The organism is Deinococcus aerophilus (assembly GCF_014647075.1).
Lineage (GTDB): Bacteria > Deinococcota > Deinococci > Deinococcales > Deinococcaceae > Deinococcus > Deinococcus aerophilus.
The window spans coordinates 1-23,484 of sequence record NZ_BMOM01000039.1 but is presented as its reverse complement, the minus strand read 5'-3'; the positions used below and the strand labels follow the sequence as shown (position 1 = coordinate 23,484).

The 23,484-nt window shown below is 67.0% G+C and carries 20 protein-coding genes; 8 read left to right on the top strand and 12 right to left on the bottom strand.

Features of this window, described 5'->3' with window-relative positions; all coding sequences use genetic code 11:
• Both IEY21_RS16935 and IEY21_RS15085 read left to right on the top strand, forming a co-directional pair.
• Positions 1–182 (top strand): hypothetical protein (locus tag IEY21_RS16935; protein WP_229753146.1); only part of this gene is annotated, 182 nt, incomplete at its 5' end.
• A gap of 359 nt (positions 183–541) precedes the next feature.
• Positions 542–2,068, top strand: a complete 1,527-nt coding sequence (locus IEY21_RS15085; RefSeq protein ID WP_188905174.1) for a sensor domain-containing diguanylate cyclase — start codon at positions 542–544, stop codon at positions 2,066–2,068.
• A 15-nt stretch (positions 2,069–2,083) separates the two neighbouring features.
• Here IEY21_RS15085 and IEY21_RS15080 read toward each other — a convergent pair whose 3' ends face one another.
• From IEY21_RS15080 to IEY21_RS15040, 9 genes are all read right to left on the bottom strand, one after another.
• A complete protein-coding gene (locus IEY21_RS15080) occupies positions 2,084–3,124 on the bottom strand; it encodes a zinc-dependent alcohol dehydrogenase family protein (RefSeq protein ID WP_188905173.1) in 1,041 nt (346 codons plus the stop codon).
• Positions 3,125–3,268: 144 nt separating this feature from the next.
• Positions 3,269–4,660 (bottom strand): NAD-dependent succinate-semialdehyde dehydrogenase, encoded by a 1,392-nt coding sequence (locus tag IEY21_RS15075; RefSeq protein WP_188905172.1) that lies wholly within the window; start codon positions 4,658–4,660, stop codon positions 3,269–3,271.
• A gap of 72 nt (positions 4,661–4,732) precedes the next feature.
• Positions 4,733–8,074 carry a GAF domain-containing protein gene (locus IEY21_RS17055; protein WP_188905171.1) on the bottom strand — a complete coding sequence of 1,114 codons (3,342 nt, stop codon included), beginning with the start codon at positions 8,072–8,074 and terminating at the stop codon, positions 4,733–4,735.
• A gap of 450 nt (positions 8,075–8,524) precedes the next feature.
• Positions 8,525–8,920: a hypothetical protein gene (locus tag IEY21_RS15065; RefSeq protein ID WP_188905170.1), complete on the bottom strand. Its 396-nt coding sequence runs from the start codon at positions 8,918–8,920 to the stop codon at positions 8,525–8,527.
• Between the two features lie 356 nt (positions 8,921–9,276).
• A complete protein-coding gene (locus IEY21_RS15060) occupies positions 9,277–9,582 on the bottom strand; it encodes an AzlD domain-containing protein (RefSeq protein ID WP_188905169.1) in 306 nt (101 codons plus the stop codon).
• Positions 9,579–10,283 carry an AzlC family ABC transporter permease gene (locus tag IEY21_RS15055; protein WP_229753145.1) on the bottom strand — a complete coding sequence of 235 codons (705 nt, stop codon included), beginning with the start codon at positions 10,281–10,283 and terminating at the stop codon, positions 9,579–9,581. Before IEY21_RS15055 ends, IEY21_RS15060 begins: the two co-directional genes overlap by 4 nt.
• Positions 10,284–10,877: 594 nt before the next feature.
• Positions 10,878–12,116, bottom strand: coding sequence for an ABC transporter substrate-binding protein (locus tag IEY21_RS15050; protein ID WP_188905167.1), 1,239 nt, complete (start codon positions 12,114–12,116; stop codon positions 10,878–10,880).
• Positions 12,117–12,152: 36 nt separating this feature from the next.
• A complete protein-coding gene (locus tag IEY21_RS15045; protein WP_188905166.1) occupies positions 12,153–12,671 on the bottom strand; it encodes a phage tail protein in 519 nt (172 codons plus the stop codon).
• An 11-nt stretch (positions 12,672–12,682) separates the two neighbouring features.
• A complete protein-coding gene (locus tag IEY21_RS15040; protein WP_229753144.1) occupies positions 12,683–13,213 on the bottom strand; it encodes a phage tail protein in 531 nt (176 codons plus the stop codon).
• 628 nt (positions 13,214–13,841) lie between these two features.
• On the opposite strand from IEY21_RS15040, the gene IEY21_RS15035 reads away from it, so the two are divergent.
• On the top strand, positions 13,842–14,717 hold the full coding sequence (locus IEY21_RS15035) for a hypothetical protein (protein WP_229753143.1): 876 nt from the start codon (positions 13,842–13,844) through the stop codon (positions 14,715–14,717).
• A 24-nt stretch (positions 14,718–14,741) separates the two neighbouring features.
• Complete coding sequence (locus tag IEY21_RS15030) at positions 14,742–16,202, top strand: multicopper oxidase family protein (protein ID WP_229753142.1); 1,461 nt, start codon at positions 14,742–14,744, stop codon at positions 16,200–16,202.
• Positions 16,203–16,299: 97 nt separating this feature from the next.
• Here the strand turns inward: IEY21_RS15030 and IEY21_RS15025 are convergent, their stop codons facing one another.
• Positions 16,300–16,800 (bottom strand): protease inhibitor I42 family protein, encoded by a 501-nt coding sequence (locus tag IEY21_RS15025; protein WP_188905165.1) that lies wholly within the window; start codon positions 16,798–16,800, stop codon positions 16,300–16,302.
• Positions 16,801–16,931: 131 nt separating this feature from the next.
• Here IEY21_RS15025 and IEY21_RS16920 point away from each other — a divergent pair, with 131 nt between their 5' ends.
• A complete protein-coding gene (locus IEY21_RS16920; protein ID WP_229753141.1) occupies positions 16,932–17,921 on the top strand; it encodes an excalibur calcium-binding domain-containing protein in 990 nt (329 codons plus the stop codon).
• Between the two features lie 92 nt (positions 17,922–18,013).
• Here IEY21_RS16920 and IEY21_RS15015 read toward each other — a convergent pair whose 3' ends face one another.
• Positions 18,014–19,063, bottom strand: a complete 1,050-nt coding sequence (locus tag IEY21_RS15015) for a hemolysin family protein (protein ID WP_188905164.1) — start codon at positions 19,061–19,063, stop codon at positions 18,014–18,016.
• The gene (locus IEY21_RS15010; protein WP_188905163.1) at positions 19,063–20,376 is read right to left on the bottom strand and encodes a hemolysin family protein; all 1,314 of its coding nucleotides are present in this window, start codon (positions 20,374–20,376) and stop codon (positions 19,063–19,065) included. Before IEY21_RS15010 ends, IEY21_RS15015 begins: the two co-directional genes overlap by 1 nt.
• A 645-nt stretch (positions 20,377–21,021) precedes the next feature.
• Between IEY21_RS15010 and rsgA the strand changes: the two genes are divergently transcribed.
• The 3 genes from rsgA (at position 21,022) to IEY21_RS14995 (ending at position 23,409) form a co-directional block, all read left to right on the top strand.
• On the top strand, positions 21,022–22,023 hold the full coding sequence (rsgA, locus tag IEY21_RS15005) for a ribosome small subunit-dependent GTPase A (protein WP_188905162.1): 1,002 nt from the start codon (positions 21,022–21,024) through the stop codon (positions 22,021–22,023).
• A gap of 566 nt (positions 22,024–22,589) precedes the next feature.
• Positions 22,590–23,021 carry an integrase core domain-containing protein gene (locus IEY21_RS17050; RefSeq protein WP_188905161.1) on the top strand — a complete coding sequence of 144 codons (432 nt, stop codon included), beginning with the start codon at positions 22,590–22,592 and terminating at the stop codon, positions 23,019–23,021.
• Positions 23,008–23,409, top strand: a complete 402-nt coding sequence (locus IEY21_RS14995; RefSeq protein WP_188905160.1) for a GAF domain-containing protein — start codon at positions 23,008–23,010, stop codon at positions 23,407–23,409. Before IEY21_RS17050 ends, IEY21_RS14995 begins: the two co-directional genes overlap by 14 nt.
• Positions 23,410–23,484: the final 75 nt, after the last annotated feature.

Genomic DNA, 23,484 nt, shown 5'->3' with positions numbered 1-23,484 from the left:
TGGTGACAGAGGTGCTGGCCGTTCCCGCAAAGGCGGTCGACATCAGAGCAGCGGACAGGGCGGCAACAACAATCTTTTTCATAACTTTCTCCTATGTGCAACACCGCTATAGCCGGTTGCATTTCACTGCCCGCCACGGGTGGCGGGTTCATGTGCACAGCGTTAGCTTGGTATTAAACTAAAAGCCGATTTATCATGAGCTGTAGCCCCCCCTCCCCCCCCCCTCCCCCCAGTGATAAATCTGTAAGAGAGAGCTGGCCTCTTGTAAGATCTTTGTAAGAAGGGTATAGGGCGTCTGGAAGGTCATCCGACAAGATGAGATGGAAGCCCATTCCAGTGTTTTTGCAGAGGAACCCCGCGCCGCGCGCCACACCTTCAGGGTTGGGAGCTGCCCACCACCTATGTCCTCCGCTCCAGCGCCCACGAACAGCTGCGCAGCCTCGAATCTGCGCCCCCGTTCGGTTGGGCACGCCCCGCTTTTACCGGTTGAGGTTCCCGCTTGTCAGAAAACGGTCTGGAAGCCTGTCCTATCTTCTGTTCCATGACCGGCGTGCCCCTGCCCACCGATGAATACGCCCGGCTGCTCGACCTGGCCTCGTACGACGTCCTCGATACCCCCCGCGAGGCCGCCTTTGACCGCATCACCCGCCTCGCCGCGCACCTGCTGAATACCCGGGTGGCGGTCATCAATTTCATCGATCAGGACCGGCAGTGGGGCAAATCGGCCGTGGGGCTGGAGGACACCACCGCGCCGCGCCAGGACTCGTTCTGTGCGTGGACCATCCTGCAAGACGGCCCACTGGTCGTTGAGAACGCCCGGACCGACCCCCGCTTCGCCCACAATCCGATGGTCGTGGACGAGCCGCACATTCACATGTACGCCGGGACGCCGCTGACCACCCCGGCCGGACACCGCATCGGAACATTGTGCGTGACCGATGACCGGCCCCATCCCCTGACGCCCGCCGATCTGCAGGCGCTGCAGGACCTCGCCGAACTGGCGGTCAGCGAGCTGGAACTGCGCGCGCGGAACCTGTCACTGGACCGTGAACTCGGCGCGCAGCGTCGGCGCAACGCCGACCTGCAGCGCGGCCTGGAACATGCGCGCGTGCTCGAGGACATCACCCGCCTGATGGACCTGGACCTCAGCCCCGAGCAGATGACGCTGGCCGCCTCGGCCCTGCTGGGAGAGGCGCTCGCCGCCGATTACACGGGCCTAGTGGTATTTGAGGACGATGGCCTGAGGGTTCAGGCCGCGCACCATCATCCCCGGATGCCCGCGGCGGCGCGCGCGCTGCCCAGCGAGCTGCCGTACTGGCCCGCCGACCTCACGCAGACCCTGCGCGGCCTCAAACGGCCCCTGTATCTGGACGACTACCCCAGCTATCCCGGCGCGCTGCAGTCGGCCGTGGACTGCGGGATCCAGCAGATCGCGTGGCTTCCGCTGGACACGCACGGAGAGGTCACCTCGCTGCTGATGGCGGTGCGCCTGAACGGCAGCGAGGTCTGCGGCTGGCGCGGCAGCGACCGGACGCTGCTGGAGGCGGCCGGGCGCAGCGTCCGCAACGCCCTGAGTCGGCGGCGTGAGGTGGAGCTCGCGCGGCAGGACGCACGCCAGGACGCGCTGACCGGGGTGCTCAACCGCCGGGCGCTGGGCGAGGACCTGCCCCGGCGTGAGCAACTTGGACCGTTTCTGCTCGCCGGCCTGGATCTGGACGGCCTGAAGGCGGTCAACGATCAGGAGGGCCATGCCCGGGGGGACCGGTTGCTGCAGGTGTTCGCCGCCACCCTGAAGGTGGAACTGGGTGGGACGGGGCAGCTGTACCGGCTGGGCGGCGACGAGTTTGTGGTGCTGGGCACCGGCGACGAGGATCAGGTACACGAGGCGGTGGACACCGCCGTGCTCGCCGCGCGTCAGGTGGCGCCGCTGCGGGGTGCGAGCGTGGGGGTGGCCCACAGCCGTGAGGCGTCCGGGGACGCGCTGCTCGCCCTGGCCGACGAACGCATGTACGTGGTCAAGCGGCGCAGACACGCGGCGCAGGCCGGCGTGGCCCAGCCGGTCACGTGACCTATCGCCCCCGCCTCACACGAAGCGGTCGATCACCGTCACGCCGCCCGCCTCAAAGCGGTTCATGCCGGTGAGTGCCTCGATTGCCCCGGCCAGGGTGATGCGCCCACCGATCAGGCGTTCCGGACGCAGCACCCCCGCCTCGATCATGCCGAGCATGTCCGGATAGGCGTGGGCCTGCATGCCGTGACTGCCGTAGATTTCCAGCTCCCGGGCGATCACGGCGTCCATGGGAATGGCCGGGCGGCTGTGCCCCGCGAGCATCAGCCCGACCTGCACGTGCCGTCCCCGGGTCCGCAGGCAGGAAATGGAATCGGAACACGTCTGGGGATGGCCCAGAGCGTCCAATGACACGTGAACGCCGCCGCCCGTAGCCTCGCGGATGGCCTCCACGACCCCCGTTTCGCGGCTGTTGAGCGCTACCTCCGCGCCCACCTCGGCGGCCCGGCGCAGGGGACCCTCGCCGATGTCCACCGCGATGACCCGGGCCCCCAGCGCCCGGGCGATCATGACGGCCGACAGGCCCACCCCGCCGCAGCCGTGCACTGCGACCCACTCGCCGCCGCGCACCCGGCCCTGGTGCACCACGGCCCGGAAGGCGGTGGCAAAGCGGCAGCCCAGGCTCGCCGCCGTCACGAAATCCAGCGTATCGGGCAGGCGTACCAGATTGTGCTCGGCGTGGCGCAGCGCCACGTATTCGGCGAATGAGCCCCAGGCGGTGAAGCCAGGCTGGAACTGATCGCGGCACACCTGCTGCTGACCCGCTTGGCATTCCGGGCAGCGGCCACAGCCCGACACGAAGGGCAGCGTCACGCGGTCGCCCTCGCGCCAGCGCGTGATTCCCGGTCCCACCGCCACCACCGTGCCCGCGATCTCGTGGCCGGGCACATGCGGCAGGCGGATATCGGGGTCATGGCCCATCCAGCCGTGCCAGTCGCTGCGGCATACGCCCGAGGCCTCGACCCGCAGGACCACGCCGTCCGGGTGTGGGGTGGGATCGGGAACCGTCACGAGTTCAGGGCGTTCGCCGAACTGGTGGTACAGGACCGCCTTCACAGCTTCGCGCTCCCGGCCGTTTGCCGCAGAACGCTCACAGTGGGCTTCCGGGGGTCCGGTTCCGAACGCAGGAGGCCGCGCTCCATTGAAAAAACGGATTCTTGCACTCCCAGACCATACGGTGTTCGGAGGGCAGGGGCCGCTCTACTCGGTCTTGCTGCGGTGCGCGTTGTCGGGAGCGCCGACCGACACGGTCTTGATGTTCACGAACTGCAGGATGCCGTGCTCTCCGAGTTCGCGGCCAAAGCCACTGTTCTTTATCCCGCCGAAGGGCAGGCGCGGGTCGCTCGCCACCATCGCATTGATGAAGACCGATCCGGCCTCCAGATCCTCCACGAAGCGCCGGCGTTCGGCGGCGTCGCTCGTCCACGCGCTGCTGCCCAGCCCGAAGGTGGTGGCGTTTGCCAGGTCAATGGCCTCATCCAGACTGCCGACCCGGAAGATCAGGGCGACGGGACCAAAGGTTTCCTCGAGCCACACGTCCATCTCGGGCGTGAGCTGATCCAGGGCCGTGACCGGGTAATAGTTGCCGTCGCCTTCAGGCACCTCGCCGCCGAGCCGGACGCGCGCCCCCTTGTTCACGGCGTCCTGCAGCTGCCGGTGAATGTCCTCACGAATCTGCGGCGTGGCCAGGGGGCCAACGTCCGTGTCGTCCGCTTCCGGGTCGCCGACCTTCAGGGCCTTCAGCCCAGCGATGAAGGCCTCAGTAAAGGCGTCGTACACGTCGGCGTGCACGATAAACCGCTTGGCAGCGATGCAGCTCTGGCCGTTGTTGATGGTGCGGGCGGTCACGGCCGTTTTTGCGGCGAGGTCCAGATCCGCGCTGGGCATCACGATGAAGGGATCGGAGCCGCCGAGCTCCATCACGGCGGGCTTGAGCTGGCCTCCGGCGGTCGCGGACACGGCGCGCCCGGCCCCCTCGGACCCGGTCAGGCTGACGGCGGTCACGCGGTCGTCTTTCAGCACGCCCTCCACGCCCGCGCTGCCGATCAGCAGGGTGGTGAACACGCCCTCGGGGAACCCCGCCTCCCGCAGCACGTCCTCGATGGCCAGGGCGCAGCCGGGCACGTTGCTGGCGTGCTTGAGCAGCCCGGTGTTGCCGGCCATCAGGGTGGGGGCAATGAAGCGAAAGGCCTGCCAGTACGGAAAGTTCCAGGGCATCACCGCGAGCACCACCCCGAGCGGCTGGTGGACCACGTAGGCCTCCTGCGCCTCGGTCTGTACCGTCTTCGGCGCCAGAAAGCCCTCGGCGTGTTCGGCGTAGAAACGGCAGGCGACGGCGCACTTGAGCACCTCCTGCCGGGCGGCCTCCACGGTCTTGCCCATTTCACGGGTGGCGAGCCGGGCAAGCTCATCGGCGCGGCGTTCAAGCACGTCGGCGGCGGCGTTCATCCACCCGGCCCGCGTGGCAAACGGGGTGCGCCGGTAGGACCCGAAGGCCTCATGTGCGCGGGCAATGGCCGCCTGAACCTGTTCGGAGGTGTGATCTTCGTAGGTGGCGATGACTTCACCGCTGGCGGGATTGACGCTCTGCATGCCCTGTGTTCTAGGCCCGCCGGGGGTGCGGCTGATGTGGAGCACCTTCAGACAGCGCTGGGGGCCGCAGCCCTACGCTTCACTGCCGGCGGGCTCCGCTCCTTCGGGACCCGTTTTGGGCAGGGTGAAGCCAAAGGTGGCCCCGGCGTCGGGCTGGCCTTCGGCCATCATGGTCCCGCCGTGCCGGGTCACGACGCGCCGGGCGCTGGCCAGACTCACGCCGGCTCCCTCGAAGTCCTGCTGGCGGTGCAGGCGCTGAAAGACGGTAAACAGCTTCTTGCCGTACTGCGGGGCAAAGCCCACCCCGTTGTCGCGCACCAGGACCGCCCAGGTCTCTCCCCGGTCTTCGGCCCACACCTCGATCACCGCGAGTTCGCGGGGGCGGGTGTACTTCACCGCGTTGTTCATCAGGGTGGCGACGACCCGGCGCAGCAGGCCAGCGTCCCCCACGACGGTGGGCAGATCGGCCACCCGCCAGTCGATCCGGCGTTCCGGCTGGGCCACCATGATTTCCTTGCGGGCAGCCTCCACCAGCCGGCCCAGATCCACCGCCTCGGTACGCAGCGGCTGACGCGAGGTGCGCGAGAGATCGAGCATGCCGTCGATCAGCCCGTTGAGCTGCACCGCCGCGGTCTCGACGATGCTGGCGTAGCGCACCGTCTTCTCGTCCAGCGGCTCGGGCAGCGACCGGCGCAGCATGCTGCCGAAGCTGACGATGTGGCGCACCGGGGTGCGCAGGTCGTGCGAGACCGAGTAGGTAAAGGCCTCGAGTTCCTCGTTGGCGGCCTGCAACATGTCGCGCTGCGCCTGGAGTTGCCGGACGTGTTCGGCGCGTTCCAGCGCCAGCCCCAGGCTATGGACCGTCGTCCTCAGAACAGCCTGATCAGCGGCGCTCCACGCGCGCTGCCCAAAGAGGGGCACGCTGAAAATGCCGGCCACCTTGCCGTTGACCAGCACCGGCAGGGTGGCCAGCGTCGAGACGTGATCGGCCAGTTCCGGGGCGATGTCACGCGTGGGGTCATAGTGGTCCTGAAACAGCGGCTCGCGCGTGTGGTGCGGCTGATCGAGGCTCGGGGTCTGACCGACTGCCAGCCCGGCCTGCAGAGCGGCCTGCAACTCGGGCTTGCCCACCTCACCGACCCGCGTGGTGACGTGCCACTGCCCGTCCAAGATCTGCCAGAAGGCGGCGTACCCCGGTGGCAGCAGCGTGAGCACCAGTTCCATGGCCCGCCGGATCAGGACACTGGGCTCGGCGGTCAGTCCCAGATCGCGGGTCAGCTCGGCGAAGCCCTCGAGTGCCTGGGTCCGGGCCTGCAGCTCGGCGTTCTGGTCCTCCAGCCGCCGCGCAGTGGCGCTGCGTTCCAGCGCCAGCGTCAACCCGCGCCCCACGGCCCGCACCAGCGCCATGGAGGGCCCGCTCCACTGCCGGCGTTCCCGCAGGCCGATGGAGAGCATGGCCTGCACCTCACCCCCGACCATCAACGGGTAGTTGGCGACCTTGCCGTATTCCTCGGTGCCCTCCAGCTCCTCGCGCAGCGAATCCCAGGCGTCGGTGAACACCACCTCTCCGGCACGCAGCATCCGGGCGATCATGGGGGTCTGCGACGGCAGGCCCGCACGGATCATCGCGAGCACGTCCCCGTGCAGGTCGTCGGTGTGGGCCCGGGCCTTCCACAGCTCTCCCTCGCGTTCGTAGTAGCCGGCGCTGGCGTGCGCAAAGCGCCCGCGCAGCACCTCGAAGGCCTGCCGGGCCAGGGCCAGCACGTCCGTCTGGGTGCCCACCGCCTCGGTAAAGGCCGCGAAGGCCTCCCGGGCAGCTCCCTCGGCTTCCAGCTGCCGGAGCTGCTCGGCGCGCTCCAGGCCAAGTCCCAGGCTCTGGGCCAGTGTGGTCAGCAGCGCCCGGTCGGCTGCGCCCCACGGACGCGGACTGAACAGGGCCACGCCCAGGACGCCCGCCACCGTTCCGTGCACCACCACCGGCAGGGTCGCCATGCTCAGCAGGTGATCCATCACATGCGGCAGCGCGTCCCGGGCCGGGTCGTAGTGGTCCTGAAACAGCGGCTGCCGGGTCTGATACGGCTGGTCCAGACTGGGGGCCTGGCCCACCCCGAAACCCTGCAACCGGGTCGCCTGCCACTCGGGGCGGCCGACATCGCCCAGTTGCGCCGTCATCTGCCAGCGCCCGTCGCGGACCTCCCAGAACGACGCATAACCGGCGGGCAGCAGGGAAAACACCAGCTGCAGCACCTGCTCGATCAGCTGCGCCGGGTTGCCCTGACGGCTCAGGTCATGGGTCAGCCGGGCAACACCTTCCAGTGCCAGCGTGCGGGCCTGCAACTCGGCATTCTTGACGCTGAGCTGCCGCACGGTCTGCGTGCGCTCGAGGGCCAGGCTGAGGCTGCGGCCCAGCGAACGGAACACCGCCCTGTGGGGTTCGGTCCAGTGCGGGGTATCCTTGAGTCCCACGGCAAACATCGCCTGGGTGGCGGCGTCCGGCACAAGCGGATACAGGGCGACGGCCCGGTAACTTCCGGTCCAGGGCAAGCGTTCGCGCTCCGGGTTCCAGGCGTCCACGAACACCGGCCCACCGGTCTGCGTTAGTTGCCCGAACACCGGGATGTCCAGCGGCATTCCGGCCTTGAGGACGTCCAGCAGCGCCGGCTCGGCCTCGAGGTCACGGCTGTTCACCTTGAGTTTCCAGAGGCCGTCTTCCAGCACGTAATACCCGCTCGAACAGCTCGGAAAGAGGACGCTCAGGACCTCCCCGGCCCGCGCCGCCAGCGTCAGCACGTCCGTCTCGCTGTCGGCCACCTCGGTAAAGCGCACGAAGGCAGCGAGTTCGGCGGTGCGGTCCTCGATCTGGCGCTCTAGGGTGCTGGAGAGCTGGGCGCGGTCAAGCGCCAGGGCACACTGCCCGGCCAGGGTGGTCAGGAAGCGCCGTTCATCCGCATTGAAGTCGTGCGGTTCACGGAAATCCAGCACGATCACCCCCAGGGGCCGGCCGTCTTCCACCATGGGCAGGACGGCGCTGGCAACGGCGGCCACGCCTCCTGTGCGGGCCTCGAGTTCCGGGTAGGCGGTCGCCAGATCGCCACTCCTGCCAAAGAACAGCGGCGTGTTCGAGCGCAGCGCGTCCGGACTGGGGCGGTGGCCTTCGAGGTCTCCCGCCTGCCAGACGCTCGCCCCGTCCTGGCCACTGCGCGCCGCAACGTGCAGCCGACCGTCCTGAACGAGGAGGACCGCTCCAGAGATGCCGCCCAGAGCATCCAGGGCGTCACGCAGGACGATGTCAAAGACCTCATCCTGCTGACGGACGGCCGCCAGAGCCTGCGTCACCCCCTGCAGGTGAATCATCAACTGGGTGGCCCGGAGTGCTGAGGGGTGAAAGGGGTCGGAGCTGGAGACATCGGTCATGGACACCGGACAGTCTAGACGTTCGGCCGGACCTTTCCCTCCAGCACAGTCTCTCCAGCGACGGCGCAGGCTGGGGGCGTTTTCCGCCGCCGCGCTGAGGACCGTTTCAGGACTGGTTCCACCTTCGCCGCCGGCCAGTCCCGGCAGCGGTTTTTGAAGAATAGAAGGTCCACCGCCAAGGTGATGGCCGCCATCAGAACGACAAAGGCGACCACAGCGACTTCTTATTTCGTGCCGGGTCTTCTATCCCGCAGAACGGCCCTGGAACAGCCGGCGACGTTGAACACGGCAAAGGGTGGGGCTCCTCCCCCCTGCCCTTCAGGATCCGGCAAAGCGTTGCCCGCCGGTTCAATGCCGAACGGGCCACGACCACTCCGCGACTCCGTTGCAGCACTTCCAGTGAAGATGTCTGCTGTATGCGGAGCCGCAGCGTGCTGAAATCATTCCTCGTTAGTAGGCGGCGCCCATCACCGGAATACTCAGGGTGGTCAGGATCTGGTCGCCGGACTTCACGGTAATGATCGCGGTGTCGTAAACCGCCAGGGTGTCATCGTCACGGCTGACCGTGACCTCCAGCAACAACATGCCGCCCACCTGACGGACGCTGTCCAGGGTGATGGTCGTGCCGTCGGGCAGACCACTGACCGACAGGCTGACATCGCTGGGGACATCGCCGCCCAGGACCCGGAGCGGTATGGCCAGCGACATCCACGAGCTCTCGGTGTACAGCACCTTGTAGATTTGCCCATCGCCCATGGCGACCACCGGATGGACAGTCCCTGCAGCGAAAGCGGAGCTGACGGCGAGGGACACGGCCATCAGGACGCTCAGGATAGAAGTGCGCATGGCGTTCTCCTTACGGGGCGGGGGCCAGTATGGCCCGATAATCCCGACCTCACCTCCAGTATTCCACTATAGTATTAAGTCACTCCACGAGTTCTAGGGCCTAGTCCCTGTGACTCTACTCATTTTCGTCAGCTATAGACCTTCTGTTTATAAAAACAGGGAAGGATAAAATGCCTCACAGAGGGGATCGAGGGGAGTCCTGGGTCCGGCTGCGCTCTGCTTCCGGGCCCAACGGAAAACGGGACGGCTTCCCATGCTCTCCTGTGTTCAGATTTCCGGCAGTCGGAGAACCGAGAAGCACTCCGGCCCATCTGCCCTGCACCTTTCTCAGTCACCCTGGCCCGGTCACCGCGATCTCAGCCCAGCAGCAGGAGCAGCCCCAGGCCAGCAATCAGGGTCCACAGCAGGTTGCGGGTTTTCCAGGCCACCGCGGCGGCCACGAGGCCCGCCGCCAGACGCGGACTGAACGGATCGAAAGCGCCCGTGCCGCGGGCATACAGCAGTTCCGGGGCGATCAGGGCCGCCAGCACCGAGGCGGGAACCAGTCCCAGAGACAGGGTGACGCTGTCCGGCAGCTTCCTGCCCCGCAGCAACACCAGAGAGGACGCGCGCAACAGGAGGCTCCCGGCACCGACCCCGAGAATCAGCAGCCAGGTGCTCATGCCGCCTGTCCCTTCCACCGTTGGATGAGCAGACCCGCCGCAATGCCGCACACCGCACCCAGAATCAGGTTCAGGCGGAACGGCAGGTTGTAGGTCGCCACGGCCACCACGGCCGAAATCCCAGCGGCGAGCACCTGGGGTCTGCTTCTCAGCACTGGAATCAGCAGCGCAATAAAACTCAGCGGCACGGCAAACTCCAGCGGCCAGTGTGCGGGAATCCTCGCGCCGAGCAGCGCCCCGACGGCGGTTCCGCTCTGCCAGGTAAGCCACATCAGCGCGGTCGCCCCCGCGTAGTACGCCACCGGATTCGGCGTCGAAGCGGGCCGCCCCATCGTGACCGCATAGCTCTGGTCGGTCAGGCCGTAGGCCAGCAGCCAGCGCCGCGCCAGCGACACGCCGTCAAAGAGGGGCAGCAGCGAGGCCGAGTACATGGCGAAGCGCAGATTCACGATCAGGGTGGCCAGAACGATCAGCAGGGTTGGCGTGTGGCCGAACATCTGTGAAGCCACGAGCTGCGCCGACCCCGCATAGCCGATCAGGGAAAAGGCAATGGACTGGGCAGGCGAGAAGCCGGCCTGCACCGCCGCGATGCCCGCCACCATGCCAAAAGGCATCACCCCCGGAATCAGGGGCACAAAGGCCCGCAAGCCCTGCCAGAAGGAACGGGGAACCCTGGGCGGGGCTGTGGGGAGTTCGGTCATAACTGCAGAATGCCGCATCCGAAGCCCGGACCACGAACGGCCCTGGCCTGCCCAGGCATCGTCCCGCGCCGTGAAGGTCGTCTGAATGGAACCACGCGGGGACCTCCGGGAATGGTGCGTCTCGGCAGTGCTCCGGCCCAAATTCAGGGCGCGTGTTCCGGTCCCCCAGCATGCCGTGCCCGGCCGCCGGTCTCCCTGGGCAACGACGACCCAATTCCTCGACCGCTCAGCCCTGTTGACGTGTCTCGTGAAGGCACGGGGGAGCGCGTTGCCCTTCAGGCAGGCCACTTCTGAGGTCCTGCCCGCTTTGCCAGGAAGACCACCGGAGCCTGCAGGCCACGTGCAGGTTCCCGGATCCAGCGCCTTCGGACCGCAAACCCGTTCACATCCTGAGGCCAGACCAGGGCAGCTGGTGGGCGAGGGTGGTCTTTTCCACCCGAAGGTGCAGCACCCGCCCGGCCATCACCGACTGCTGCATCTCTGCCCGATCCGGTCCAGTGGGCCCGCAGGGCCGGGCGCCACCCTCCCGCGGGAGCGTTTCGTCATCCGGTCCTGTCAAGACGACGGCTCAGGCCGCTGTCTGGCAAGCACCCTTCAGCCCTGCAGATACGGCATGCTCCAGCCGCTGCGCGGCATGTCCAGCAGCGCCTGCAGGGCCCGGTGTTGCAGCGGTGGAGCGCTCAGGACCTGGACGACCTGCTGTGACACGGCCCGGCCTTTCACCGCCGAGCGGCGTAGGTAGATGGGGGCCTGGACCCGGCGGGTCTGAGGATCGGCCCAGACGGTGCCGCGCGGGCTGTCGAAGCGGGCGTGGGCAAAGGCCTGCAGCCACGCCTGGGTCTGTGTCACCTGACCACCGACCGCATCCAGGGCCTGCAGCAGCCACCGGCCCGTTTCATAACCCAGCGCGGCCACAGCGTCGGGGGCCTGGGAGTGGAGGCGGCGGTAACTGGAGGTAAAGAGCCGGTTGAGCGGCAGGTCAAGGCCACTGGCCCAGGACAGTGCGCTGTGCCGCCCGGCGGCGCCCGCTGCGGCCGGGCGGGGCCCGGATACGGCCAGACCCGAGAGGCTCAGGGCAGGGCGCGGCAGGAGGAAGTGGCGCTGATAGGCCGCGATGAACGCCGCAGGCTGCGGGCCGCTGGCAATCAGGTGAACATGCTCGGGACCCAGGGCGCGAACGCTCGCCAGTACCGGGTCGGTTTCGTGGCCACCGCCGAAATTGTCGGCGAACGAGGTTGCCACCACCGTGCCTCCGCCGTCAGCGACGCCTGAAGCGAAGGCATATGGCAGGTCATACCCGCTTTCCAGCAGCGTGGTCACCACCTGAACCCGGTTTCCCAGGTGCCGGGCCGTCCAGTGGCCCAGGGCCCATTCGGATTGCCACAGTTGCAAGGAATTGCAGAAGACGAAGGGGCTGCCTGTCTCGCCCCGGGGCATCAGGCTGCCGAGTTCGCTGACGAGCAGCGGAACATGGTGGCGCTCGGCCAGAGCGGCCAGCGCCGCCGCTGAACCGTCGCCCAGCGAGATCAACAGGTGTACGCCTTCTGCGAGCAGCTCGCGGGCCGCCGCTTCGAGTGCGGCGGCCTGTGGGCCGACGTGGCGGACCACCACTTCGGTCTGTGCCACGCCCGGTGCCCCGAGCGAGAGGGTCAGACCGGCCAGGTAACGCTGACCCAGGCCAGGGTAGACACTCCGGGCGGGCAGCACGCCTACCCTCGGAGCCGGACGGGCAGGCGCGGCCCTGACTGCCTGCGCCGCAAGACCCGGAGAGCAGGTGGCGGCGGCCAGGGCAAGGGATTTGAGAACGGTGCGGCGGTTCAGATCTGGTTTCATGGCGTCATCCCATGGAGCATTGGCCCTCCCTCAGCGCTAAGGACGAGAGGGGAACAACCCCTGCACCGCGATGCAGAAGTTCAGCGTGAGATAGGGCGGCAGGTTGTTGTGGGGCTGACCCTCGCCCTGAGCAGTGAGCGCGGAGGGGGCCAGGGCGACCGTGGCCGGTCCACTGGAATAGATCGGTCCGCCCACCACGCGGGCGAGCAGCTTGCCTTTTGGCGTGGCGCTTTCGGCCGGGCTGGCGACGGCCTGCAGGGTATGGGTGTGCGCCGGAAGTTGCGGTGGAGTCAAGGTCACCGACTCTGCTCCGCCCACATCGCCGAGTCGGTGGCTTCTGAGGCCGGGTCCCTGACGAGGCTGCATGGCGGCGCGTCCCTGCAGATTCGGCAACGCGAAGGTGGTGCGTCCATTGCCGCCATAGATGGTGCCCAGCAGCGAGTAGAGGGCCGTGTACTGGGCAATGGGGAGGAGTTGTCCATCACACAGCGCCCAGCCCCGGGGCGTGAAGCCAAAGCCGAAGGCGCGGATCTCGCCGAGATAAGGATCTGTCATGGTGGCCTCCATCAGTTCCGAGAGGGATAGATGCCGAACACCGCAATGATGTAATTCAGGGCCAGGAACGGCATGCGGTTGTCGTGGGGGAGCCCCTCACCAGCGTTCGCCACCGAGGACGGGCTGAGCGCGTCTGTCGGGTTGTCAGCGAGGTAGATTTCATCGCTGCCGGCCGTCGCCAGGAAGGTGCCGTCTGGCGTGGTCCGCGTGGCCGCCTGTGTGCTGGCGTTCACCAGATGCGTATGACCCGGCACCTCCCGTGTGGTCAGGGAGACGGTTTCCGTGCCGGAACGCTCGCCCTGCTTCATCAGGGGCAGGCCCGGCCCCGCACCGTGATGAAGTGGAATGCGCCCGCGCAGATCCGGCAGCGCGAAGGTGGTTCGTCCATCGCCGCCATAGAGGGTTCCCAGCAGGGCAAACAGCGCCTGATTCTGATTGATGGGCAGCAGCTGGCCGTTGCAGAACGCCCAGCCACGCGGCACGAAGGAGAAGCCCACCAGTTTTATTTCGCCGAGGAAAGGTTCAGCCATGTCAGACTCCATTCAGCAATGAAAAGTCCAGGAGCGTCGGGACGCAGGCACGCCGAAGCTTGCTCAGCAGCTTCAGGCAACGGGTATTGCCCTCACCAGGAAGCGCATTCCCGGTGTTGAGGTGCAGCCCAGTTGGGGTCAGAGTGCTGCTGGTGATCCTGCCGGGATTCCGTCGCCCGTCGGGCGGCCAGGTCAGTGCCGCAGGGGCCACACCCGGTCCATGAGGTTCGAAGCTCCAGAGAGTTTCGGAGTTTGTGAGGCTACCGTCCGCAGTACACACCCAAAGCCGCTTGAATCTCACATTTGGACCTGACCTGATGGAACGGGGGAAGGCCTCCCGCGTTGGGGAACCGGCCTCGACACCGGCAGGCACTGCGTCGGACGGGGGCCGGGCGTCGCGCCATCCGCGCCCCTGTAGAAAGACAGGCAGGGACTTTGCCAACGCTGGAACGGCCGCGTCACGGCCCCAGAGCGGGGACAGGATGCGGCGCATCGCAGCAGTGAGTGGGGCCGGCAACCGGGCCCCCACACCCCGATCACGCCCCGGTCACGCTGCGTTGTCTACGCTCAGGCCAACCGAACAGGCAGCGTCAAGGCGCTGCGGCGGGAATGCACAGGCCAGCCCTGGCCGGAGGTCCATATGCATGCACTTCAGTTCTCATTGGCCGCCCTGACACTGACGCTGCTGAGCGCCGCCGCCGCCCAGTCCGCGCCCAACGTCACGATCACCACGACGAAGGACGGCTACCAGGTACCCGCGCAGGTGCCCGCCGGGTACGTGCATTTCACCCTGAAGAACGACACGGACCGTCCGGCCGAGATACAGCTGTTCAAGCTCAACCCGGGCGTGAGCGCCGACACGCTCAAGAGTGCTGTGGCGGCCCTGGCCACCGATCCGGGGGACAACTCTGCCGACGTCGAGGCCCGCATCATCAACTCCTCGGAGCTGTACGGCGGCGTTCCGGAACTCGCGGCGAAAGCCAATTATGACTTCACCGTGAACCTGGAACCCGGTACCTACGTGGTGTCTACCACGAGCAGCAATGGGGACGAGAAGAATCCACAGGCCCTGGCCAACCTGGGGTACTTCCAGACGTTTGAGGTGACCAAAGGCGACAACGCGGCGGCCGCCCCGAAGGCGGACTACCGGCTGCAGCTCGCGGACTTTGCCCTCGCCTTCCCGGCCACCAACATCGCGGCCGGGCAGCACACCTGGGAAGTGGTGAACGACGGGCGCCAGCCGCATTTCGTGATGATCATGCCGGTTAAACCGGGCAAGACGGAGGCGGACGTCATGAAGTTCATGATGAGTGACGGTCCGTCCGGAACGCAGGACGAGTCCCCCATCTCGATGGACGAAACACACGGCGGAGGCGTGATCTCGCCCGGAAAGACCACGTACATCGACATGAACCTCGCGCCCGGCAACTACTTCGCGGTCTGCTTCGTCACCGACCCCAAAACGAAGATGCCGCACGCCATGCTGGGCATGACCCGATTCTTCAGCGTGAAGTGAGGTCCATCCGGACGCGGAGGCCGAGTGCAGAGTCTGTTCATCGTCATCTGCGCCGCCGTGATCCTGGGGACCGCGGTGGCCGACGCGCCCGCCACCACGCCGCGCGACGCGGAGGTCCGGGCATTCCTGGCCCGGCCGGTGGGCAGCATTCCGGTCGAGCAGCACACCGGGCAGGTGCGGGAGTTCACGCTTGAGGTGCAGCGCGTACACCGCGAGATTGCGCCGGGCGTCACGGTCGAGCAGTGGGCCTACGGCTTTCCCGGACAGCCCGCCCGCGTGCCGGGGCCGGAACTGCGCGTACAGCAGGGCGATCTCGTACGGGTCACGCTGCACAACACCCTCGACCAGCCGCACACCATTCACTTTCACGGCATCACCAGCGTCGCGCAGCGCATGGACGGCCTGGATGAGGTGCTGCCCGGGCAGAGCTACACTTATGAATTCGTCGCCGATCAGGCGGGGACCTTCGCGTACCACTGTCACTTTCAGACGAACCTGCACCTCGACATGGGCATGTACGGCGCGCTGATCGTGGAGCCGCGCGGCGGGACCCCGGAGCTCTGGAAGAGTGAGCACACCCTGATCCTCGACGAGTGGGACAGCCATCAGGACCCCGAAAACACCGTGCACCGGCCGGCAGCGAACTACTTTCTGGTCAACGGCGTGAGTGCCCCGCTCATCCCGGACCTGCCGCTTCCCCCCGGTGACGTCGGCCTGATCCGCATGATCAACCTCGGGTACGAGGTACACAGCATGCACCTGCATGGAGTCAGCTTTCTGGTGGTGGCCAAAGACGGGCATGATCTGCCGCAGCCGTATGAGGCAGACACCCTGCTGATCGGGCCGGGGGAACGCTACGACCTGCTGGTGAAGGGCCGTGACGGACGCTTCGTGTTCCACGACCACATCGGACCGCACGCCACGAACGATGGTGCATACCCGGGAGGCATTCACTTCATGGTGCAGGGCGGGCCGCCGCTCGACCAGCACGGCCAGCCCGATCCGCAAGAGGCGCAGCGGGGGGCGGGCATGCACGGCATGAACCTGCCGCCGGAGGTGGGTCACCTGCCCCTCCTGACCGACGCGGACCACCCGACGGTCCGCGCCGCAGGCTTCCACTTCACGCCGCCCGACCTGCGCGTGAAGCTCGGCACCACCGTGGCTTGGCGGAACGCGGACCTCGTGGCGCACGGCTTGGTGATGCGGGCTCCCGACGGCACCGAGGTCTCACGCGGTCTGGGCCGGGGCGGTGTCACCACCTTTACCTTCGACCAACCAGGCACCTACACCTACCACTGCGGGCCGCACCCCTTCATGACCGGCACCGTCACGGTGGAGAAGCCCGCGGGAGACGCCGGACCTGAACCCGCACCGTCCCCGCACCCACCCGGCACCCACGAGGACACCACACGTCCCGCCACGCCTGACCCACATCTCCGGCATGACCGGGCGTTCCCGAACGACCCCACGCCGGGAGAGGCATGAATTCCAGCGCGAATGTATTTTCGTGCTGCGGCTGTGGCACGAGCCAGGAGCAGAGGAGACACGCGGCTGGCGGATCAGCCGGACCCGGAGGGACAGGCTAGCGGGGCACCAGGGCATACCGGATCAGGGTAACCTCCACGCGGCCAGCGCGGCCCGGCGGAAGATGCACGAAGACCACCGGCACGCTGAGGGCCACGCCCCCCCGGCGCAGGGAAGTGCGTACGAAGTAGCGGTATACGGTGGTCGGGCCGGCGCCGCCCACCACAGGTACCGGTCCACTGGCAGCGGCGGCGGGCACGGTTTGCCGGTCAATCAGAACCAGGTAGGCCGGGTCCACATCGAGCGCCTGCCAGCTGTAGCCGGTGCCGCCCGCACCGCTGAGCGTAAAGCGCAGGATATCGCCCTCGCGCACCGGTAATTCCTGGCCAGTGGTGGTCCCAGAGACGGCCACGTCGATGGTCCGGGACGCGGTTCCCTGGGCGTGCGTGGCCGGTGCGGCGAGCAGCAGGGCCAGCACCACCGCCGCCGTCCAGGTCCTGCGGGTCAGGAGGGGCCGCAGGAATGCGGGGATCGGAAACCGGGGGGCGGCGTGAGTCATGAACCTCCAGAAGGCGGGCCGTGAACCCTGGAGAGACCCCGGGTCGGCGCCGCAGCGCACAGGATGGAACGGTGCTTGGAACCACTGTAGCGTGCGGGCGGTCCCGGTGGCTGGGGCCGTAGAGTGGGCCGGTGCATCTTCCTGTATGGCGCTGGTGGCGCTGGTCGTGGTGTCTGTTGCTGTCGTGGGCCCTGCTGGGCCATGCGGGAGCCGCTGGGTTCGGTATCGAGACGCGGCTGCTGGGCCGACCCCTGACGGCCGCGCAGCAGGCCACCGTGCGGGACGCGGCGGCGCGGGTCTCGGCGTTGATCACATCGCCGTTTGTGCCGGTACGGGTCGATATTGCCGCCAACGACTGCGACCGGGGACTGCCCCGGGTGCAGGGCACCCTGAAGAAGCTGCTGGTCTTCGTGGTGGTCAAGCGCCTGAAGGACGATGTGTATGCCACCGGCATGCCATGTGACCTGCGTGACGGCTCCTACCTGCCGGTATACGGCGTGATCGACCTGAATTCCGATGGACTGTCCGACCTGCCGCGCGAGGACCTGCTCGATACCATGATTCATGAGCTGCTGCACGTGCTGGGTGTCGGCACGCTGTGGGAAGCGGACTACCGGGTCTCCGTCAGTGGTGACACGGACGGACGGACCCTGGTGCGGCGCGTGGGCGGGGCCCTGTACTACACCGGGCCGCGTGCGCTGGCCGCCTACCGGACGCTGGGAGGCCAGGGACCGGGCGTGCCCCTGGACCCGGATGCCGGGCACTGGTCAGGTCGGGCGGTCTGCGCCGAGATTCTGTCCGGGGACGCGGGCGACTTCACCGGGCGGGTCAACCCGGTCAGCGTGTTGACGCTGGGGGCGCTGGAGGATCTGGGGTACCGGGTCAACCGGGCCGGAGCCGGCCGGTTCAGCCTGCCGAAGGGCAGCAGCTGCGCCGCTCAGCTCAAGGGGGAGGCCAGTGGGGACCGGGCCAGAACACCGCCCGTGGTGCCGCCGGGAGGGTTCGCGAGTTGTGCGGCGGCGCGGGCGGCAGGCGCCACCTTGCCGATCCGGCGGGGTCAGCCGGGATACCGCACGCAGCTGGATGGAGACCGGGACGGACTGGCCTGCGAATCCGGCTGACGACGGTGGGCACCCTTGCTTGCGCTGAGGGACCACGGGGGTGGGATCTCCTCGCCGCTTTAAGACGTGCAGTCGGCCAGGACGATCTGAAGTTAGCCTTCCCGGGGACCTGAACCCGGACGCATCACCTCATCAATCAGGTCGTCCAGGGTCACGAATCCCAGCGTGTCGCCCGAGTCGTCCACCACCAGAGCAGCGTGGCTGCGCCCGCGTTTGAACAGACCCAGCAGGTCCTCGGCGGGAGCGCTGGCCGGCACGCTGGGAAGGGGGCGCATCAGGGTGCCCAGGTGCAGCGGGTGGCCCAGGGTGCGGGCGCGGATAAAGTCCTTGATGTGCAGCACGCCCACCACGGCGTCAAGGTCGCCGTCATACACCGGGTAGCGGCTGCGTGGCGAACCCGCCAGGCGGTCCAGCACCTCCTGCGGTGTGGCCGTCAGAGACAGCGTCTCCAGATCACGGCGCGGGGTCATCAGTTTTCCGGCGTCGTGGTCTTCCAGGGCAAAGATATTCTGGATCAGGGCGCGCTGCCGTTCTGCGAGCTGCCCGCCCTCGGCACTTTCCTCGGTGACGATGCTCAGTTCCTTGCTGGTGTACAGCAGCGCGCCCTCACCGGGTTCGCGGATGCGCAGCAGGCGCATGAGTCCCAGCGCCAGCGCGGTCAGCAGGGCGATCATCGGCCGGAACAGCAGACCGAAGACCCGCATCAGCGGATGCACCCGCACGCTGACCGTTTCCGGAGTTTGCAGCGCCAGCGCCTTGGGAATCATCTCGCCGAACACCACGTGCAGAAAGGTGATCAGGCTCAGGGCCACCACGAACCCCACCGTGTGGGCCGCCGCGTAGGGCAGGCCCAGCGCCTCGAAGGGACCGTAGAGCCACGCCGCGATCGCGGGTTCGCCGTACATCCCCAGCCCGATGGAGGCCAGCGTGATGCCCAGCTGTGCCACGGCGATATAGCGGTCCTTGCCGGTCACGTGTCCGGTCAGGTCGTACAGCCAGCGGGCCGCCGGGTTCCCCCCCTCGGCCAGCGTTTTCAGGCGGCTGCGGCGCGAGGCCACCAGCGCGAACTCGGCGGCCACGAACAGCCCGTTCAGCACCACCAGCACGGCGATGATCAGGATGGGCAACAGATAACTCAGCATCAGCGGTGGGTCTCCTGATTGCGGTCATCCCCGGCGCGGGCCATCGTGAACCCCACCCGCTGCACGGTGCGCCGGTGCATCGCCTCCACCCGCAGCGTGATGGCGCCGAAAGTCAATTCGTCGCCCACCTCGGGCAGACGTCCCAGCCGCTGCCACATCAGCCCGCCGATGGTGTCCACCTCGTCGGTGGGCAACTGCAGTTCAAAGCGGTCGTTCAACATCTTGACCAGCACGTCGCCGCGCACGCTGACGCGCTGTCCCTGGACAGACACCGGGTCGTCCTCCTGATCGAATTCGTCCTGCATTTCACCGAAAATCTCCTCGAGCGTGTCCTCCAGCGTGACCAGCCCCGCCACGCTGCCATACTCGTCCACCACCACGGCGCTGTGCCGTCCTTCCAGGCGCAGACGCTGCCACAGGCGCGGTACGTTCAACCCCTCGGACACCACCAGGGGCGGCACCATCACCTCAGACACCGGGGTCTCGGGACGGGTTTCGGCGGCCAGGAACAGCGGCCGTAGGTGAACCATGCCCACCACATCGTCCGCCTGCCCGTCGGTCACCGGAAAACGGGAGTAGGAGGTCCCCGCCACCCGCTGCAACGCCTCGCGCACACTCAGGGTGGCGGGAACGCTAATCAGCCGGACACGGGGAGTCATGATCTCCCGGGCCAGGCGCGTCTCCACGTTCAACACGCCGGACACCATGTCGCGCTCGGCAGCGTCGATCAGGCCGCCACGGGCACTCTGACGGTACAGGTCCTCCAGTTCCTCCGGGGAGTGGACGTGGGCGTGGCTGTGGTCGGTATCCAGTCCCCAGGCGCGCATCGCCGCGAAGGCCGCGCCGTTGAACACGGCGATCAGGGGCCGGAACAGCAGCAGGCTGAGCTGCAGGGGCCGCAGCACGGCGATCGCCAGCCGTTCGGGATAACGCAGGGCCACCGTCTTGGGCAGCAGCTCGCCCAGCACCACCTGCAGCATGGTGATGAAAACCAGCACGACCACGGTGGCGGCCACCGTCCCCCCCACCGAGCCCAGCACCGGCGACAGCAGGGGAATGAGCCGGGCCTGCCCAAACGACCCCGCCACCAGACTGCTGAGGGTAATGCCGATCTGACAGGCGGCCACGTAGGTGTCCAGCCGCCGGGGATCACTCAGGATGTTCAGCAGGGCGGCGGCCGCGCGGTTGCCGCCCTCGGCGGCGGCCTGTACCCGCGAGCGGCGCGACCCCACGGTGGCAAACTCGGCGGCCACGTACAGGGCATTGAATCCCACCATGGTCAGGATGATGGCCAGCGTCAGCAGCACGCTCATGTCGTTTCGCTGAGGGACTGGGCAGGGATACAGGAATCAGGGCCGGCGTCCGGTCCGTTTGAGAACATATGGACCGAGCATAACGCAGGCGGCCCGCCGGGACCGGTCCGGGCCGCGCGGCCTGCATGCGGGCGGGCATGGCGGGATGGGCTCCTCTGCGGTGTCCCGGCATCGAACGCTGAGCCCTGGCGCTTTCCGGCGGTGTCCCCCACTTGCATCTGGTGGCCTCCTGGGCAGACAAGTCCGCCCGCCAGGGTCAGCGGAGGTCGAGGTGAGAGGACGACGACCCGGTTGTGGTTTTCCCACCGATACCGTGCCGCGCAGGACGCCGGTGTACCCGCAGGGAGATGGAATACCCTGAAGGGTGGAAGAGGCAGGTCATCTCCAGACGATGACAGAGTCGTTCTAGGTGAAGCCTGATCTCATCGGGTCCCGCCTTTGAAGGGGCGCGGCCCGAAGATGCCCATCCCCCGCCCGGCAAAGCGGCACACTTCTGCCATTGTGTATTTGTGTGAAAGTGTCGGCATCCTGCCGCGGGCGCGCATCCACCGGCCGGACACGACACAATGGGGGCATGGACTTTCCCGACAAACACCCCACCGATATCCGGCTCTGCGGTGAGCCACCCAAAGACTGGAGCGCATCATGTCGTCTGAGCTGAAGACACTGGGCTGGGACGCGGACTTTCAGGAGGCCTTCGAGGCCTTCTGCGCCCCACTGACTGACGACGGACGTGCCCGGCTGACGCCGGTGCGGATCGTCGGTGTCCAGCGCGAGACCTTTCAGGTGCGTGGCCTGCACGGCGAGCAGGAGGCCCGGCTGTCCGGTACCCTGCGGCACCACGGATCGCTGACCCCGGCCATCGGAGACTGGTGCGTGCTCGAGGCCGGCTCCGAGGAAGGGGGGCGCCTGGTCGGCGTGCTGCCGCGGCGCACCACCTTTGCCCGCGCGGTGGGTGCGGCGGATGAGGGCCGGCGGGCCCAGGCGGTCCGGCAACAGGTCATCGCCGCCAATGTCGATCTTGTCCTGATTGTCACCGCCCCCGACGCCGACTTCGATCTGGAGCGGCTGGGGCGCTATGTGGAGGCCGTGCAACAGAGTGGAGCGCAGCCCGTCCTGGTCCTGAACAAGGCCGACCTCCGCGTGGATACGGACTGGTGGGTGGAGCAGCTGCGCACGCTGGACCCTGACCTGAATATCCAGGTCACCTGCGCCCAGGGAGATCAGGGACTCGAAGGGGTGAGGGCGCTGCTGACGGAAGGAGTCACGCTGGCCCTGATCGGCTCTTCCGGGGTGGGCAAATCCACCCTCACCAATGCCCTGCTGGGCCGCGTGGCCGCGCCCACCGGAGAGATCCGGGCCAGCGACCAGCAGGGCAGGCACACGACGACCAGCCGGACGCTGTACCTCGTGCCCGGAGGGGGATTGCTGATCGATAATCCGGGACTGCGCGACATCGCCGTGTGGGACGCGGACGCCGCCGATTTCGGAGCGCTGGAGGCGCTGGCCACCCGGTGCCGCTTTCGCAAATGCACCCACACCACCGAACCCGGCTGCGCCGTGCAGGCGGCGGTGCGGGCCGGGGAGGTGTCGCCGGCACGGCTGTTGGCTTTTCAGAAGCAGCTTGCCCGCCGTGGGCGACACTGAGGGGACCCGGCTGTATATGTCAGACAACGCCCGAGGGTTCTCCCCGACCGTTGCCGAACAATCCATACGAATTCCGATGAACTGGTTATCCGAGGTCCCCGGGGCAAGAGAATTGAGAAGAGCGCCCGTTCGCATTGACCTTCCAGCTATCGACTCTGGACCGCAAGCAGCTCGATCAGCGCATCCACAGTCAGAAGGCTGCGCAGACCCAATTTCAATGCAGCAGGATCTCGTGGCTGACCTGAACACCGCGCTCGTGGAGCAGTTTTTGAGGGCTTCCTGAGCGTGGAGGCGTTCGTGCGCTGAACCTGAGCAAAGGCCAGATTTGGCCGCCAACCCGGCCCCGATCAGGGTGTACGGTTGGTCTGGCCCTCGCAGCCTGTCGGCTTGCCCTAGCAAGCTGTGGACGGGACGCCTGCAGCAACCTGCCGGTAGGCCTGAATCAGCCGCCCGCGTTGTTCGGCGGCAGACGGTTCACAACGCTGACACTGCTGGATGTGTTTTCACAGGAATAACTGGCCATCCACGTCAACGTCGGCATCCGGGCGGAGCAGGGGGTCGATCTCATGGGATATCCCGAGCGCATCCAAGTGAACAGCAGTGAGTTCGTCAGTAAGGCTCTGGATCTGTGGACTTTCGGGCATCGGGTGACTCTTGATTTTTCTCGTTCTGGACGGCCTCAGGACAATGCTCATATCGAGCCGTTCAATGGAAGCTTCCGGGATGAGTGCCTGAACACCCACAGGTTCCTATCGCTGGAAGACTTTGCGGAAAAGATCAAACATTGGAGGGCCGACGGCAATACCCACGCACCGCGCTCTGCGCTGAAAAATCTCGCTCCTGGAGCGTTGCAACACCGAATACACCGACCCACCACACGTCGGAAACTCCAGAACCGGTTGCTGGGAGTAGATCAGCACCCTCTCTCCATTCATAAGAAATACATTAAGATTTATGTTATAGGCACTGATGCAGTGTTGCCAGATGAATGCCAGTGAGTCTGCGGTCTTTAATCCTCAACTGACTGCTGAGACCGACAACGAGCAGCAGCGGCTGGCGGCCCTCTACCGATTTGGCATTCTTGACACTGCCCCTGAGCCGCAATTCGACCGGCTGGTGACGCTCGCGGCACAGTTTTTCGACATGCCGATGGCTTCAGTGACGTTCGTCGATGAGGACCGGCAGTGGTTCAAAGCCAAAATCGGTTCCGAAATCTCACAGGGGCCTCGGAGCACTTCCTTTTGCTCGGTCGCCATTGCTCAAGACGGCGTGATGGTTGTTCACGACGCCACCCAGGACACCCGGCTCAAGAAGTTTGACAATGTCACGGGTGAGCCGCACCTGCGCTTTTATGCTGGCGCGCCGCTCGTGACTGCAGAGGGCTGACGGCCTGACACAAAGTATGAGAAAGCGTCCCCGGTAGGGGACACTTTCTGTTTGTGACAACCGAAAATGCCACCG

Excerpts from the sequence above, each read along its gene's own strand:
- IEY21_RS15040 (WP_229753144.1), bottom strand. The coding sequence starts at position 13,213 with ATGGAGTCTGACATGGCTGAACCTTTCCTCGGCGAAATAAAACTGGTG.
- IEY21_RS14995 (WP_188905160.1), top strand. The coding sequence starts at position 23,008 with ATGAATGCCAGTGAGTCTGCGGTCTTTAATCCTCAACTGACTGCTGAG.
- IEY21_RS15050 (WP_188905167.1), bottom strand. The coding sequence starts at position 12,116 with ATGAAACCAGATCTGAACCGCCGCACCGTTCTCAAATCCCTTGCCCTG.
- IEY21_RS15015 (WP_188905164.1), bottom strand. The coding sequence starts at position 19,063 with ATGCTGAGTTATCTGTTGCCCATCCTGATCATCGCCGTGCTGGTGGTG.
- IEY21_RS15085 (WP_188905174.1), top strand. The coding sequence starts at position 542 with ATGACCGGCGTGCCCCTGCCCACCGATGAATACGCCCGGCTGCTCGAC.
- rsgA (WP_188905162.1), top strand. The coding sequence starts at position 21,022 with ATGTCGTCTGAGCTGAAGACACTGGGCTGGGACGCGGACTTTCAGGAG.
- IEY21_RS17055 (WP_188905171.1), bottom strand. The coding sequence starts at position 8,074 with ATGACCGATGTCTCCAGCTCCGACCCCTTTCACCCCTCAGCACTCCGG.
- IEY21_RS15010 (WP_188905163.1), bottom strand. The coding sequence starts at position 20,376 with ATGAGCGTGCTGCTGACGCTGGCCATCATCCTGACCATGGTGGGATTC.
- IEY21_RS15045 (WP_188905166.1), bottom strand. The coding sequence starts at position 12,671 with ATGACAGATCCTTATCTCGGCGAGATCCGCGCCTTCGGCTTTGGCTTC.
- IEY21_RS15035 (WP_229753143.1), top strand. The coding sequence starts at position 13,842 with ATGCATGCACTTCAGTTCTCATTGGCCGCCCTGACACTGACGCTGCTG.
- IEY21_RS15075 (WP_188905172.1), bottom strand. The coding sequence starts at position 4,660 with ATGCAGAGCGTCAATCCCGCCAGCGGTGAAGTCATCGCCACCTACGAA.
- IEY21_RS15060 (WP_188905169.1), bottom strand. The coding sequence starts at position 9,582 with ATGAGCACCTGGCTGCTGATTCTCGGGGTCGGTGCCGGGAGCCTCCTG.
- IEY21_RS17050 (WP_188905161.1), top strand. The coding sequence starts at position 22,590 with ATGGGATATCCCGAGCGCATCCAAGTGAACAGCAGTGAGTTCGTCAGT.
- IEY21_RS15065 (WP_188905170.1), bottom strand. The coding sequence starts at position 8,920 with ATGCGCACTTCTATCCTGAGCGTCCTGATGGCCGTGTCCCTCGCCGTC.
- IEY21_RS15025 (WP_188905165.1), bottom strand. The coding sequence starts at position 16,800 with ATGACTCACGCCGCCCCCCGGTTTCCGATCCCCGCATTCCTGCGGCCC.
- IEY21_RS15055 (WP_229753145.1), bottom strand. The coding sequence starts at position 10,283 with ATGACCGAACTCCCCACAGCCCCGCCCAGGGTTCCCCGTTCCTTCTGG.